The 13,626-nt window shown below is 58.6% G+C and carries 15 protein-coding genes and 1 tRNA gene; 13 read left to right on the forward strand and 3 right to left on the reverse strand.

Annotation, left to right across the window (positions count from 1 at the left end):
• Positions 1 to 644: 644 nt before the first annotated feature.
• Positions 645 to 1,259, forward strand: a complete 615-nt coding sequence (locus tag ACZ9H3_RS19600; protein ID WP_476222080.1) for a hypothetical protein — start codon at positions 645 to 647, stop codon at positions 1,257 to 1,259.
• A gap of 173 nt (positions 1,260 to 1,432) precedes the next feature.
• Here ACZ9H3_RS19600 and ACZ9H3_RS19605 read toward each other — a convergent pair whose 3' ends face one another.
• Both ACZ9H3_RS19605 and ACZ9H3_RS19610 read right to left on the reverse strand, forming a co-directional pair.
• On the reverse strand, positions 1,433 to 1,930 hold the full coding sequence (locus ACZ9H3_RS19605) for a GrpB family protein (protein WP_476222082.1): 498 nt from the start codon (positions 1,928 to 1,930) through the stop codon (positions 1,433 to 1,435).
• Positions 1,931 to 2,049: 119 nt separating this feature from the next.
• Positions 2,050 to 2,134, reverse strand: a tRNA-Leu gene (locus tag ACZ9H3_RS19610).
• Positions 2,135 to 2,242: 108 nt separating this feature from the next.
• Here ACZ9H3_RS19610 and queA point away from each other — a divergent pair.
• The 6 genes from queA (at position 2,243) to ACZ9H3_RS19640 (ending at position 8,332) form a co-directional block, all read left to right on the forward strand.
• Entirely contained in the window at positions 2,243 to 3,292 is a 1,050-nt protein-coding gene (gene queA / locus ACZ9H3_RS19615; protein ID WP_065758841.1) for a tRNA preQ1(34) S-adenosylmethionine ribosyltransferase-isomerase QueA, read from the forward strand.
• Between the two features lie 14 nt (positions 3,293 to 3,306).
• Positions 3,307 to 4,422: a tRNA guanosine(34) transglycosylase Tgt gene (tgt, locus tag ACZ9H3_RS19620; protein ID WP_176717408.1), complete on the forward strand. Its 1,116-nt coding sequence runs from the start codon at positions 3,307 to 3,309 to the stop codon at positions 4,420 to 4,422.
• Between the two features lie 46 nt (positions 4,423 to 4,468).
• A complete protein-coding gene (gene yajC / locus ACZ9H3_RS19625; protein WP_065758839.1) occupies positions 4,469 to 4,807 on the forward strand; it encodes a preprotein translocase subunit YajC in 339 nt (112 codons plus the stop codon).
• Positions 4,808 to 4,870: 63 nt separating this feature from the next.
• Positions 4,871 to 6,739 (forward strand): protein translocase subunit SecD, encoded by a 1,869-nt coding sequence (secD, locus tag ACZ9H3_RS19630; RefSeq protein ID WP_065758838.1) that lies wholly within the window; start codon positions 4,871 to 4,873, stop codon positions 6,737 to 6,739.
• A 9-nt stretch (positions 6,740 to 6,748) separates the two neighbouring features.
• The gene (secF, locus tag ACZ9H3_RS19635) at positions 6,749 to 7,660 is read left to right on the forward strand and encodes a protein translocase subunit SecF (RefSeq protein WP_476222085.1); all 912 of its coding nucleotides are present in this window, start codon (positions 6,749 to 6,751) and stop codon (positions 7,658 to 7,660) included.
• Positions 7,661 to 7,783: 123 nt separating this feature from the next.
• Positions 7,784 to 8,332: a glycine zipper 2TM domain-containing protein gene (locus tag ACZ9H3_RS19640; protein ID WP_330522004.1), complete on the forward strand. Its 549-nt coding sequence runs from the start codon at positions 7,784 to 7,786 to the stop codon at positions 8,330 to 8,332.
• 103 nt (positions 8,333 to 8,435) lie between these two features.
• On the opposite strand, the gene suhB is transcribed toward ACZ9H3_RS19640, so the two are convergent.
• Entirely contained in the window at positions 8,436 to 9,251 is an 816-nt protein-coding gene (gene suhB / locus ACZ9H3_RS19645; protein ID WP_065761348.1) for a type III secretion system regulator SuhB, read from the reverse strand.
• Positions 9,252 to 9,396: 145 nt separating this feature from the next.
• On the opposite strand from suhB, the gene trmJ reads away from it, so the two are divergent.
• The 6 genes from trmJ (at position 9,397) to iscA (ending at position 13,624) form a co-directional block, all read left to right on the forward strand.
• Positions 9,397 to 10,170 (forward strand): tRNA (cytosine(32)/uridine(32)-2'-O)-methyltransferase TrmJ, encoded by a 774-nt coding sequence (trmJ, locus tag ACZ9H3_RS19650; protein WP_454240789.1) that lies wholly within the window; start codon positions 9,397 to 9,399, stop codon positions 10,168 to 10,170.
• Positions 10,171 to 10,938: a serine O-acetyltransferase gene (gene cysE / locus ACZ9H3_RS19655; RefSeq protein WP_065761350.1), complete on the forward strand. Its 768-nt coding sequence runs from the start codon at positions 10,171 to 10,173 to the stop codon at positions 10,936 to 10,938.
• Between the two features lie 152 nt (positions 10,939 to 11,090).
• Positions 11,091 to 11,582 (forward strand): Fe-S cluster assembly transcriptional regulator IscR, encoded by a 492-nt coding sequence (gene iscR, locus ACZ9H3_RS19660; protein WP_476222089.1) that lies wholly within the window; start codon positions 11,091 to 11,093, stop codon positions 11,580 to 11,582.
• A 42-nt stretch (positions 11,583 to 11,624) separates the two neighbouring features.
• The gene (locus tag ACZ9H3_RS19665) at positions 11,625 to 12,839 is read left to right on the forward strand and encodes an IscS subfamily cysteine desulfurase (protein WP_065761352.1); all 1,215 of its coding nucleotides are present in this window, start codon (positions 11,625 to 11,627) and stop codon (positions 12,837 to 12,839) included.
• 46 nt (positions 12,840 to 12,885) lie between these two features.
• Entirely contained in the window at positions 12,886 to 13,272 is a 387-nt protein-coding gene (gene iscU, locus ACZ9H3_RS19670) for a Fe-S cluster assembly scaffold IscU (protein WP_002552476.1), read from the forward strand.
• 28 nt (positions 13,273 to 13,300) lie between these two features.
• Positions 13,301 to 13,624: an iron-sulfur cluster assembly protein IscA gene (iscA, locus tag ACZ9H3_RS19675; protein ID WP_065761353.1), complete on the forward strand. Its 324-nt coding sequence runs from the start codon at positions 13,301 to 13,303 to the stop codon at positions 13,622 to 13,624.
• Positions 13,625 to 13,626: the final 2 nt, after the last annotated feature.

Genomic DNA, 13,626 nt, shown 5'->3' on the forward strand with positions numbered 1-13,626 from the left:
GCACTCACACCACGTCACGGTAGCGTGGCATGTTCAGGCCGTTGGCCAGGCACCCTGAGCGGGCATCTTGTTGGGCCCCGTGCGGTATTTGCCGCACCTGTTCAGGGCATAACAGGCAGCTTGCCACGCCTCTGTTGATTCATCTGCACCAAAGCGACGTGCTCTGTTCTTTCTGCGACTACCTATTGAGTCTAGAAGAGCACGGCCTGGTGTGTCGTCCTTGGAGAGTGTGTGGAAGGCGAAGCTGGGAAAGTCTCACAGCCTTACTCGCAACATCTCCAACACCACAGGTAGCTGCAGAGCATTCACCTTATGTCCGGATTATCTGCCGATAGTGCGGGAAAGTACTTTGGCTTGCACCCAGAATCAGTACGTTCTGTAATAGGAAAAGTCATGCGGCGTATTTAAATAAAGAATTAACAGTGCCTGCAATTTTATGTCAGAAAGCAAGTGTTGCACAGTAATAACCAGAAACCTCCTACGCTCAGATAGGAGTGCTCGGCATTGCGCAATCAAAGATTCTGTATTTTTATAGGTAAATAAAAAATCCCTGAGAGACGAGCAAGGCAGAGTGGCCGTATCAGATTTTGCTGAATTGAACTGGCTACAATTTTTTTGCTTGTTTATTGAAAAGGAAGGTGCGAATGTTGGTTTATCGAGACACACTTACCGAAGCACTCTACCTTCGGAAGCGGCCTGGTGCCATTGGCTTGGTTCTGAGCCTGGAGGGGGCGCGTTACTATGTGTTTGTCAGTCGGCAATCGCGCGATCAGGTAGCTAGTAGTTCGGTAGATAGTAAAATAAAACTGCATGCTCAATTGCTCGGCAGAACGCCAACAACCGATCAATACGAAGAGAAGTACAGGGCTATGTTGCCGGCTGCATTGGATCTTGTGGCGCGACGGCAGGTTGAATTTGAAAACCGTCATGCGGAAGAGTTATTGATTGAGCATTTTGATGAATGTGTACAGAACTTCATCACCTTGCGCGGGCGTCCGCCATTAAAAGCAGAGGTGTTCCTGTCTCACTGTCCATGCCAGTCGAAGGATCCGGGAGCAAGCCCTGCGCGCATGCTCGCTGGCACTTTTTACGAGGCAACATGCAAGGCCAAACTCTTAAAGTTCTGCACCACAGGTCGTCGGGCTATGATGTTATGGAAGGTGTACTACCAATTTGATATTGGTACGTCAAAGCTCGATATCAATGTGCGCGTGAACAATCTCGTCATGTGCAAACAGCCTGCCTTCATTACCGTGTAGGGACACGGTAGGTCATGTCTATTCAGCCAGTCATTGGGGCACTCAGAAAGACATAGGCGCCATAGTTATATATATGCGCAGGGACCATCATCGAACATATGTTAAGACGAGGGAAGGTCTGAAGTAATCGCGTGTTTCTAGTCGTATTCGACTACGCATCAGGAAGCTGCCTCCTAGGCCGCCCCCATTACTCCGTCGATAAAAGGCGCCTTCTTTGCCAGGTATTCACCGATGCCGCCGGTGTTGCTGGCTTCCAGCTCAAGTTTCAAGTCTTGATACTGCTGGCGAAGAACGGGGTCGTGCCTGAGGCGATCCCGGAAGCGAAGCATGCGTTCTATTTGGCGATGGCCTGTGAGGCAAACGTGGGCCTTATGGGTTCGTATGCCATCAACATCGCGGCGATAAAAATGGTGGCCTGCGGACAGATCACTTCCTCGTGCGTAGCCGAGCTCACGCATGATGGTGTCTCGGCGGGCTTCGTTCAGGTGCGCCGAAACTTCAATGAGAAGGTCAATCTCGGGCTTGGCTGCAAGCCCTGGAACAGCGGTGCTTCCGACATGGTGGATGGCAACAAGCTCAGCGCCGAACGCTGCCTTGATCTGCTCTTTGGCAGTGAGAAAGAGGGCAGGCCATCGGCTGTCATAGAGGGATATCGTGCTGGTCAGCCCCATGGTGGTTCTTCCTTGAGTCCGCAGGCAGGCATCGGCGTAGCGCAGGCACAAAAAAACCGGCTCAATTGGCCGGTTTTTCTGGATCTGAAGGTTGGTAGAACCGTTCAGTTACTGCTGTTTGGTGCCCCGAGGGAGACTCGAACTCCCACTCCTTTCGAAAACGGATTTTGAATCCGCCGCGTCTACCAATTCCGCCATCAGGGCTTGTGGACGCGGAGTATAAAGAGGTGCCTACCGTTGGTCAATCAGCTTTCATGGTGAATTTTTGTCGATTCCGCTAAACTTTCCGGCCCTGTCAAACCGAACACCATCATGCGCGTCGCCGATTTTTCTTTTGAGCTCCCTGATTCCCTGATCGCCCGCCATCCTTTGGCCGAGCGCCGCAGTAGCCGGCTGTTGACCCTCGACGGGCCAACAGGGGCATTGGCGCACCGGCAATTCACCGATTTGCTCGAGCACCTGCGCCCGGGCGATCTGATGGTGTTCAACAATACCCGGGTGATCCCGGCGCGGCTGTTTGGCCAGAAGGCCTCCGGCGGCAAGCTGGAGATTCTGGTCGAGCGTGTGCTGGACAGCCACCGCGTGCTGGCCCATGTGCGCTCCAGCAAGTCGCCCAAGCCCGGTTCGCAGATTGTGATCGACGGCGGCGGTGAGGCCGAGATGGTCGCGCGCCACGATACGTTGTTCGAGCTGCGTTTCGCCGAAGAGGTGTTGCCGCTGCTCGACCGCGTCGGGCATATGCCGCTGCCGCCGTATATCGACCGCCCGGATGAAGGTGCCGACCGCGAGCGTTATCAAACCGTGTACGCCGAGCGTGCCGGTGCGGTGGCCGCGCCAACCGCTGGCCTGCATTTCGATGAAGACCTGCTGGCGAAGATCGCCGCCAAGGGCGTCGACACGGCATTCGTTACCTTGCACGTAGGGGCGGGCACCTTCCAGCCGGTGCGGGTAGAGCGCATCGAAGACCACCATATGCATAAAGAGTGGCTGGAGGTCAGCCAGGACGTGGTCGACGCCGTTGCCGCCTGCCGTGCGCGTGGCGGTCGGGTGGTGGCGGTGGGCACCACCAGTGTGCGTTCGCTGGAAAGCGCCGCGCGCGATGGCGTGCTCAAGCCGTTCAGCGGCGACACCGACATCTTTATCTTCCCGGGCCGGCCGTTTCATGTGGTCGATGCCCTGGTCACCAACTTCCATCTGCCCGAGTCCACGCTGCTGATGCTGGTTTCGGCCTTCGCCGGTTACCCGGAAACCATGGCTGCCTACAAGGCCGCGGTGGAAAACGGTTACCGCTTCTTCAGTTACGGTGATGCCATGTTCATCACCCGCAATCCGGCGCCACGTGGGCCCGAGGATCAAGCATGAGTCGCACCTGTCGTATGTCCTTTGAGTTGCTGGCTACCGACGGCAAGGCCCGTCGGGGTCGGTTGACCTTCCCCCGTGGCGTGGTGGATACCCCGGCGTTCATGCCGGTGGGCACCTATGGCACGGTCAAGGGCATGCTGCCGCGGGATATCGAGGCGATTGGTGCGCAGATCATCCTCGGCAACACCTTCCACCTGTGGCTGCGCCCGGGTACCGAGGTCATCAAGGCCCATGGCGACCTGCACGACTTCATGCAGTGGAAAGGCCCGATCCTCACCGACTCCGGTGGTTTCCAGGTGTTCAGCCTGGGCGCCATGCGCAAGATCAAGGAAGAGGGCGTGACCTTCGCCTCGCCGGTAGACGGCTCCAAGGTGTTCATGGGCCCGGAAGAGTCGATGCAGGTTCAGCGCGACCTGGGCTCGGACATCGTGATGATCTTCGACGAGTGCACCCCGTACCCGGCCGATGAAGACGTGGCACGGGTATCGATGGAGCTGTCGCTGCGTTGGGCACAGCGCTCGAAGAACGCCCATGGCGACAGCACTGCGGCGTTGTTCGGTATCGTTCAGGGCGGCATGCACCAGGACCTGCGCATGCGGTCGCTGGAAGGCCTGGACAAGATCGGCTTCGACGGCCTGGCCATCGGTGGCTTGTCGGTGGGCGAGCCGAAGCATGAAATGATCAAGGTGCTGGATTACCTGCCAGGGCAGATGCCTGCTGACAAACCTCGTTACCTTATGGGGGTAGGCAAGCCGGAAGATCTCGTTGAGGGTGTGCGCCGCGGCGTCGACATGTTCGATTGCGTGATGCCTACGCGCAACGCGCGCAACGGTCATCTGTTTGTCGATACAGGCGTGCTTAAAATCCGCAATGCGTTCCATCGCCATGATGATTCGCCGCTGGACCCAACCTGTGATTGCTACACCTGCCAGAACTTCTCCCGCGCTTATTTGCATCATCTGGATAAATGCGGCGAAATGCTGGGTAGCATGTTGAATACCATCCATAACTTGCGACATTACCAGCGCTTGATGGCTGGTTTGCGCGAGGCTATTCAACAAGGTACATTGGCCGCTTTCGTTGATGCCTTCTACGCCAAGCGCGGGCTACCTGTGCCGCCTTTGGATTGATGTTTTGCCGACCCTTACAAGTACTATTTCGCAACTGGAGTGCTAAATGAGCTTTCTGATTCCTGCCGCATACGCGGACGCCGCTGCCCCTGCCGCTGCTGGCCCTGCCGGTACCGGTTTTGAGTGGATTTTCCTGGTAGGTTTCCTGGTCATCTTCTACCTGATGATCTGGCGCCCACAGGCCAAGCGTGCCAAAGAGCAGAAGAATCTGCTGAGCAATCTGCAGAAGGGTGACGAAGTTGTTACCAACGGCGGTATCGCCGGCAAGATCGTCAAAGTTGCCGATGACTTCGTAGTGCTCGAAGTGTCCGACTCGGTTGAGCTGAAGTTCCAGAAGGGCGCCGTTGCTGCGACCCTGCCAAAAGGCACGCTCAAGGCGATCTAAGTTTAAGTCTTTTACCAATCGACGGGGCGCGCAAGGCGCCCCGTCTCTTGAACGGGCGGCGTGATGCTGAACAAATACCCTTTATGGAAATACGCGCTGATCGTGCTGGTGCTGGCGGTCGGTTTCATTTATTCCGCTCCCAACCTCTACCCTGACGATCCGGCTGTTCAAATCAGCGGTGCAAGTACTGCGCTGCAGGTTGGCCAGGCCGATCTGGATCGTGCCAGCAAAGCGTTGAGCGATGCCGGTATTCAGGTCAAGGGCGCGAGCCTGGGTGAGAAGGGCAAGGGTGGCCTGCTGCGTTTGACCAAGCAGGAAGACCAGTTGCCTGCCAAGGACGTGGTGCGCAAGGCGCTGGGTGACGATTACGTCGTGGCGCTGAACCTGGCTCAAACCACTCCGCAATGGTTGCGCAAGTTGGGTGCAAGCCCAATGAAGCTGGGTCTGGACTTGTCCGGTGGTGTGCACTTCCTGCTGGAAGTGGACATGGACAAAGCCATTACCGCACGCCTGAAAGTGTATGAAGGTGAAGTCAAAACCCTGCTGCGTAAAGAGCGTGTGCGCTACCGCAGCCTGCCGCAACAAGACGGCAGCATTCAGTTGGGCTTCGCTGACGATGCAACCCGCGAGCAGGCACGTGCCCTGATCCGCAAGAATTTCAACGATTTCGAGCTTACGCCAAGCGAGCGTAACGACATGGCCGTATTGGGCCTGTCGATTTCGCCGGCCAAGCTGATCGAGATTCGTGAGTACTCCATCAAGCAGAACTTGACCACGGTACGTAACCGCGTCAACGAGCTGGGTGTTGCCGAGCCACTGGTTCAGCGCCAGGGTGCCAACCGCATCGTGGTGGAGCTGCCGGGCGTGCAGGACACCGCTGAAGCCAAGCGTATTCTCGGCAAGACCGCCAACCTCGAGTTCCGCCTGGGTGCAGAGCCGGGTGCCTCGAAAGCCACCACCGAATCCTTCGAGTTCCGTGAAGGCGGTCGTCCGCCAGCTGCGGTTGAGCGTGGCCTGATCATCACCGGTGACCAGGTAACCGACGCCCAGGCAAGCTTCGACGAGCATGGCCGCCCGCAGGTGAACATCCGTCTGGATGGCCACGGTGGCGAGCTGATGAGCCGCGCGACCCGTAGCAACGTCGGTCGCAGCATGGCGGTGATCTTCATCGAGCAGAAGCCGACCACTCGCTACGAGAAGCAGGTCGTCAATGGTGTCGAGAAAGACGTTGCCATCCAGACCTTCAAGGAAGAGAAGCGCATCATCAGCCTGGCGACCATTCAGTCGCCGCTGGGTAGCCAATTCCGCATTACCGGCCTGAACGGCCAGGGCGAATCGTCGGAACTGGCCCTGCTGCTGCGTGCCGGTGGCCTGGCTGCGCCGATGTACTTTGCTGAGGAACGTACCATTGGCCCAAGCCTGGGTGCGGACAACATCACCAAGGGTATCGATGCGTCGCTGTGGGGCATGCTGTTCGTCTCGCTGTTCATCATTGCCATTTACCGCTTCTTCGGTGTGATCGCTACCGTGGCACTGGCAGGCAACATGGTGCTGCTGTTGGCCCTGATGTCGGTGCTGGGTGCTACCCTGACCCTGCCGGGTATCGCTGGTATCGTACTGACCATGGGTATGGCGGTTGACGCCAACGTGCTGATCTTCTCGCGGATTCGCGAAGAGCTGGCTAACGGCATGTCGGTTCAGCGTGCGATCCATGAAGGTTTCGACCGTGCCTACACCGCGATTCTCGACGCCAACCTGACCACCCTGTTGGTCGGCGGCATCCTGTTCGCCATGGGTACCGGGCCGGTCAAAGGCTTTGCGGTGACCATGTCCCTCGGGATTTTTACCTCGATGTTCACAGCCATCATGGTGACCCGCGCAATGGTCAACCTGATCTTTGGTGGGCGTGACTTCAAGAAGTTGTGGGTTTAAGGGGCTGCCATGTTACGTACCATTAACTTCATGGGCGTGCGCAACGTTGCGTTCGCCGTCACCATGCTCCTTACCGTACTGGCCTTGTTCAGCTGGTTCCACAAGGGCTTGAACTTTGGTCTGGATTTCACCGGCGGTACGCTCATCGAGCTGACCTACGAAAAGCCGGCTGATTTGGGCAAGGTGCGCGAGGAGCTGGTCAAGGCTGGCTTCGGCGATGCCGTGGTGCAGAGCTTTGGCGCTACCACCGATCTGTTGGTGCGTATGCCGGGCGATGATCCGCAACTGGGCAACCGCGTTGCCGAGGCGCTGCGCAAGGTCAGTGGCGACAACCCGGCCGTGGTCAAGCGTGTCGAGTTCGTCGGCCCGCAGGTAGGTGAAGAGCTGCGTGACCAGGGCGGCCTCGGCATGCTGCTGGCACTGGGCGGCATCATGATCTACCTGGCCTTCCGTTTTCAGTGGAAGTTCGCGGTCGGTGCAATTGTGTCGCTGATCCACGACGTGGTTGTGACCCTGGGTATCCTGTCGTTTTTCCAGATCACCTTCGACCTGACGGTGCTGGCGGCAGTTCTGGCGATCATTGGTTACTCGCTCAACGACACCATCGTGGTCTTTGACCGGGTACGTGAGAACTTCCGCGTACTGCGCAAGGCTTCGCTGATCGAGAACGTCAACATCTCCACCACCCAGACCCTGCTGCGTACCGTGGCCACCTCGGTTTCGACCTTGCTGGCGATTGCGGCGCTGCTGTTCTTCGGTGGTGACAACCTGTTCGGCTTCTCCATTGCACTGTTCATCGGTGTTCTGGCGGGTACTTACTCCTCGATCTACATCGCCAACGTGGTGTTGATCTGGTTGAACCTGAGCAGCGAAGACCTGATTCCACCGGTGAAAGCCGAGGAAGTGGACGAGCGTCCGTAAATACGCCGTTTACCCGGTCAGTGGTCCCCAATAGGCGCGAGTGTTGAACTCGCGCCTTTTTTTATGCTCCAAGGCTAGGAGAAGCACGGGCGATAACCCGTCTGTACGGTCTGGAGGTTTCACGTGAACAAGTCGATGCTGGTGGGTGCGGTACTGGGTGCTGTCGGTGTGACTGCCGGGGGTGCCGTAGCAACCTACAAATTGGTGAACCATGGGCCTGAGTATGCTCAGGTGCTTGGGGTTCAGCCGGTCAAGCAAACCATCAAGACGCCACGGGAAGTCTGTAAGGATGTCGCGGTAACCCGCCAGGCGCCGGTCAAGGACCAGCATCAGATTGCGGGTACCGTGATTGGTGCCGTGGCTGGTGGCCTTCTGGGCAACCAGATCGGTGGTGGTACCGGCAAGAAGATTGCAACCGTGGCTGGTGCGGTTGGTGGCGGTTATGCCGGTAACAAGGTGCAGGAGAACATGCAGAACAAAGACACCTACACCACCACCGAGACGCGCTGTAATACGGTCAATGACCTGAGTGAGAAGGTCGTGGGCTATGACGTGAAGTATTCGATTGGTGACAAGGTCGGCAAGGTGCGCATGGATCGTGACCCGGGCTCACAGATCCCGCTGGACAAGAATGGCCAGCTGATTCTGGGGCAGGCTCCGGCGGGGCAGTGAGTGGGTGATGTGACACTGGCTTGCCAGTGATCAGCGCTCAAATAAAAAGCCCCTGGCCTTTCGGTCAGGGGCTTTGTCGTTAGCCTTGTTGCTTGGCTGGAACTCAGCGTTTCAGCGAGGCCGGCAGGTGCGGCTGGATGGCCGTCAGTACCGCCTTGAAGCACTTGATGTTGCCGGCAACGATGTGGCCTTTTTCCAGGAAGTCGTGACCGCCGGTGAAGTCGCTCACCAGGCCGCCCGCTTCTTGAATCAGCAGGGTGCCAGCAGCCATGTCCCATTCAGACAGGCCCGACTCCCAGAACGCATCGAAACGACCTGCGGCCACATAGGCCAGGTCGAGGCTGGCGGCGCCAGCGCGGCGGATGCCTGCGGTCTGGCCAACCAGGGAGCGGAACATGCCCAGGTAGTTGTCCAGGTTGTCCATCTGGTTGTCACGGAATGGGAAGCCGGTGCCCAGCAGTGCGCCTTCCAGGCTGGTGCGGGAGCTCACGCGCAGGCGACGACCGTTCAGTTGGGCGCCACGGCCACGGCTGGCGGTGAATTCTTCCTGGCGGACAGGGTCCAGAACTACGGCGTGTTCCAGGCGGCCGCGGTACTTGCAGGCGATGCTGACAGCGAAGTGTGGTACGCCACGCAGGAAGTTGGTGGTGCCGTCCAGTGGGTCAATGATCCACAGGTAGTCTTCACCTTCGCCGCTGCCGGCGTGCAGGCCGGTTTCTTCGCCGTAGATGGCGTGGGTAGGGTAAGCCTTGCGCAGGGCCGCGATGATGGTTTGCTCGGCGGCGCGGTCGACCTCGGACACGTAGTCCTTGGCGTCCTTCTCATCAACCTTGATGGTATCCAGGCGCTCGATGGAGCGGAAAATCAGTTCACTGGCGCTGCGGGCGGCGCGCAGCGCGATATTCAGCATGGGCTGCATGGACGTTTCACCTGGGTCGTTAAAGAAAGCCGAACATTCTATCAGAAAACTTTCTATGAAGAAGGGTGACATTTGCTTTCGTAGCGTAACGTCGGTCGGTTCTGTAAGATTTGCTCCCCCTTTACCGTGTCTGTGAGCCCTTGCCGTGCTGCAAAATATTCGTGTTGTCCTGGTCAATACCAGCCACCCCGGCAATATCGGTGGGGCTGCGCGTGCCATGAAGAACATGGGCTTGTCGCGTCTGGTACTGGTCGATCCGCTCCATTTCCCCTCCCACGAAGCCAGTGCCCGTGCATCGGGTGCCGATGACGTGCTGGCGGGTGCCCAGGTGGTGGCAACGCTTGAAGAGGCGCTGGTCGGTTGTACGTTGGTGATCGGTACCAGTGCCCGTGATCGGCGCATCCCCTGGCCGATGCTCGACCCGCGTGAGTGTGGCGCGAAGGTAGTCGAGGATGCCGGGCAGGGTGCTGAAGTCGCCCTGGTGTTCGGGCGTGAGCACTCCGGCCTGACCAACGACGAGCTGCAGCGATGTCATTATCACGTGCATATCCCGTCCAACCCCGACTTCAGTTCGCTGAACCTTGGGGCCGCCGTGCAGGTGCTCGCCTATGAGGTGCGCATGGCATGGCTGGCCGTCGAGGGGCGGCCCTCGAAAGTCGAGAAAGTCGAAGTGGCGTCGGTGCGCAGTGGCGAGCTGGCGACCATGGATGAGATGGAGCTGTTCTACGAGCATTTGGAAAAGACCCTGGTCGAGATCGGTTTTCTCGACCCGGAGAAGCCCAAGCACCTGATGTCGCGCTTGCGCCGACTGTATGGGCGTAGTTCGGTGAATCGTTCGGAAATGAGTATTTTGCGCGGCATCCTCACGGAAACCCAGAAAGTGGCCCGTGGCGAGCCGCATAAGCGGAAGGATCAATAGATGTTCGAGCGTCTGCGTGAAGATATCCAGAGCGTTTTCCACCGTGATCCGGCGGCGCGCAATGCCTTTGAGGTGCTGACCTGCTACCCGGGTATGCACGCAATCTGGCTGCACCGTGCAGCGCATGCCCTGTGGGTGCGGGAGTGGAAGTGGCTGGCGCGGTTGGTGTCGAACTTCGGTCGTTGGCTGACCGGCATCGAAATTCACCCGGGGGCCAAGGTGGGGCGGCGTTTCTTCATCGATCACGGTATGGGTATCGTGATTGGCGAGACGGCCGAGATCGGCAACGATGTCACCCTGTACCAGGGCGTGACGCTTGGCGGTACCAGCTGGAACAAGGGTAAGCGCCACCCCACGCTGGAAGATGGCGTGGTCGTGGGTGCTGGTGCCAAGGTGCTCGGCCCGTTCACGGTGGGTGCCGGGGCCAAGATCGGCTCCAACGCCGTCGTGACCAAGGCCGTGCCGGCCGGTGCCACGGCGGTAGGTATTCCGGGGCGCATCATCGTCAAGACCGATGCCGAGCAGGAAGCCAAGCGCAAGGCCATGTTTGATGCCTACGGCGTCAGCGAAGACATGCCAGACCCGGTCGCGCGCGCCATTGGTCAGTTGCTTGATCACCTGCATGCGGTGGATGGGCGCCTGGAGGACATGTGCGGTGCCTTGAAAAACCTGGGCAGTGACTACTGTGCCAAGGAGCTGCCTGCCTTGCGCGACGAGGACTTTGCCGAGGTCAAGGCCGAGCCGCGTAGCGACGCCGCGACGCATTGACAGAAGGGGCGTGTGCTCACGCCCCGACTTTGCTATTATTCGGCCGCCGTTCAGGCTCAATCCCGACTAAAGCACTAGGTCTTATAGTTGACTTAAATGCTCGGGAATAGCATACTCGCTCACATCCCGTAACTCCGTGGTACCTACTAGCCATGCGACTGACTACAAAAGGCCGATACGCCGTGACCGCCATGCTCGACCTGGCATTGCACGCGCAGCATGGGCCGGTGTCCCTGGCCGACATTTCCGAGCGCCAAGGCATTTCCCTCTCTTATCTGGAGCAGCTGTTTGCCAAGCTGCGTCGTAGCAGTCTGGTTTCCAGTGTGCGCGGTCCGGGCGGTGGCTATCAGCTGTCGCGAGACATGGGGAGCATTCAAGTCGCGCAAGTTATCGATGCGGTCAATGAATCGGTCGATGCTACGCGCTGCCAGGGCCTGGGTGATTGCCACGCCGGCGATACCTGCCTGACTCACCACCTGTGGTGCGATCTCAGCCAGCAGATTCACGAATTCCTCAGCGGTATCAGCCTGGCTGACCTTGTCACTCGCAGTGACGTACAAGAGGTCGCCCAGCGTCAGGACTTGCGTCGAATCGCAGGCCGGACACCGCAGCTGGACAAGATTGAGACGTCCGCCGTCGAATGACCGTTTCGACGCGCGACGCGACCGCCTGATAGGAGATATTCAATGAAGTTGCCGATCTACCTCGATTACTCCGCGACCACGCCGGTCGACCCACGCGTCGCGCAGAAAATGAGCGAGTGCCTGCTGGTCGACGGAAACTTCGGTAACCCGGCCTCGCGCTCCCATGTTTTTGGCTGGAAAGCCGAAGAGTCGGTCGAAAATGCTCGTCGCCAGGTTGCTGACCTGGTCAATGCCGATCCGCGGGAAATTGTCTGGACCAGCGGTGCCACCGAGTCCGACAACCTGGCAATCAAGGGTGTCGCGCACTTCTATTCGACCAAGGGCAAGCACCTCATCACCTCCAAGATCGAGCACAAGGCGGTCCTGGACACCATGCGCCAACTGGAGCGTGAAGGTTTTGAAGTCACCTACATCGAGCCCGGTGAAGACGGCCTGATTACCCCGGCCATGGTTGAAGCGGCACTGCGTGACGACACCATCCTGGTTTCGGTCATGCACGTGAACAACGAAATCGGCACCATCAACGACATCGCCGCCATCGGTGAGCTGACCCGCTCCCGTGGCGTGCTGTTCCATGTCGACGCGGCCCAGTCCACTGGCAAGGTCGAAATCGACCTGCAGAAGCTGAAGGTCGACCTGATGTCCTTCTCGGCCCACAAGACCTACGGCCCTAAAGGTATCGGCGCGCTGTACGTCAGCCGCAAGCCTCGCGTACGCCTGGAAGCCACCATGCACGGTGGCGGTCACGAGCGTGGCATGCGTTCCGGCACCCTGGCCACCCACCAGATCGTCGGCATGGGTGAAGCCTTTGCCATCGCCAAGCAGGAAATGGCCAGCGAAAACCAGCGTATCAAGGCCCTGAGCGAGCGGTTCTTCAAGCAGGTCGAAGGCCTGGAAGAGCTGTACGTCAACGGCAGCATGACCGCCCGCGTACCGCACAACCTGAACCTGAGCTTCAACTACGTCGAAGGCGAGTCGCTGATCATGGCGCTCAAGGACCTGGCCGTTTCGTCCGGTTCGGCCTGCACCTCGGCCTCGCTGGAGCCGTCCTACGTGCTGCGCGCCCTGGGCCGCAACGACGAGCTGGCACACAGTTCTATCCGTTTCACCTTCGGTCGCTTCAGCACTGAAGAAGAAATCGACTACGCCGCGCAGAAAGTGTGCGAGGCAGTTACCAAGCTGCGCGAATTGTCGCCGCTGTGGGACATGTACAAAGACGGCGTCGACATCTCCAAGATCGAGTGGGCTGCGCACTAAGTAGTCGCCAGCAAGAGCGGCTCTCTGATGAGGAAGGAATTGCACCATGGCATACAGTGAAAAGGTCATCGACCATTACGAAAACCCGCGTAACGTCGGCAAGATGAATGCCGAGGACCCGGATGTCGGTACCGGCATGGTTGGCGCACCTGCGTGCGGCGACGTCATGCGCCTGCAGATCAAGGTCAACGAGCAGGGTGTTATCGAAGACGCCAAGTTCAAGACCTATGGCTGCGGTTCGGCTATCGCTTCCAGCTCCCTGGCCACTGAGTGGATGAAGGGCAAGACACTGGACGAGGCTGAAACCATCAAGAACACTCAGCTGGCTGAAGAACTGGCGCTGCCGCCGGTTAAAATCCACTGCTCGGTACTCGCCGAAGACGCCATCAAGGCGGCCGTTCGTGATTACAAGCAGAAGAAAGGCTTGCTCTAAGTCGCTTGTTGCAGGTTAAGGAGTTCCGATGGCTATCAGCATGACAGAAGCCGCCGCCAACCATGTGCGGCGCTCCCTCGAAGGACGTGGCAAGGGTGAAGGTATTCGCCTGGGCGTACGTACCACCGGCTGCTCCGGTCTGGCCTACGTGCTGGAGTTCGTCGACGAGCAGGGCAGTGAGGACCAGGTCTTCGAAAGCCATGGCGTGAAGGTGATCATCGACCCGAAAAGCCTGGTTTACCTTGACGGTACCGAGCTCGATTTCGTCAAGGAAGGGTTGAACGAAGGCTTCAAGTTCAACAACCCCAACGTGCGCGGTGAGTGTGGCTGCGGCGAAAGCTTCAACGTTTGAGG

The organism is Pseudomonas sp. TE3910 (genome assembly GCF_056279025.1).

What these genes read in the sequence shown, in the direction of transcription:
- ACZ9H3_RS19600 (WP_476222080.1), top strand. Translation starts at nt 645, where the DNA reads ATGTTGGTTTATCGAGACACACTTACCGAAGCACTCTACCTTCGGAAG.
- ACZ9H3_RS19605 (WP_476222082.1), bottom strand. Translation starts at nt 1,930, where the DNA reads ATGGGGCTGACCAGCACGATATCCCTCTATGACAGCCGATGGCCTGCC.
- queA (WP_065758841.1), top strand. Translation starts at nt 2,243, where the DNA reads ATGCGCGTCGCCGATTTTTCTTTTGAGCTCCCTGATTCCCTGATCGCC.
- tgt (WP_176717408.1), top strand. Translation starts at nt 3,307, where the DNA reads ATGTCCTTTGAGTTGCTGGCTACCGACGGCAAGGCCCGTCGGGGTCGG.
- yajC (WP_065758839.1), top strand. Translation starts at nt 4,469, where the DNA reads ATGAGCTTTCTGATTCCTGCCGCATACGCGGACGCCGCTGCCCCTGCC.
- secD (WP_065758838.1), top strand. Translation starts at nt 4,871, where the DNA reads ATGCTGAACAAATACCCTTTATGGAAATACGCGCTGATCGTGCTGGTG.
- secF (WP_476222085.1), top strand. Translation starts at nt 6,749, where the DNA reads ATGTTACGTACCATTAACTTCATGGGCGTGCGCAACGTTGCGTTCGCC.
- suhB (WP_065761348.1), bottom strand. Translation starts at nt 9,251, where the DNA reads ATGCAGCCCATGCTGAATATCGCGCTGCGCGCCGCCCGCAGCGCCAGT.
- cysE (WP_065761350.1), top strand. Translation starts at nt 10,171, where the DNA reads ATGTTCGAGCGTCTGCGTGAAGATATCCAGAGCGTTTTCCACCGTGAT.
- iscR (WP_476222089.1), top strand. Translation starts at nt 11,091, where the DNA reads ATGCGACTGACTACAAAAGGCCGATACGCCGTGACCGCCATGCTCGAC.
- ACZ9H3_RS19665 (WP_065761352.1), top strand. Translation starts at nt 11,625, where the DNA reads ATGAAGTTGCCGATCTACCTCGATTACTCCGCGACCACGCCGGTCGAC.
- iscU (WP_002552476.1), top strand. Translation starts at nt 12,886, where the DNA reads ATGGCATACAGTGAAAAGGTCATCGACCATTACGAAAACCCGCGTAAC.
- iscA (WP_065761353.1), top strand. Translation starts at nt 13,301, where the DNA reads ATGGCTATCAGCATGACAGAAGCCGCCGCCAACCATGTGCGGCGCTCC.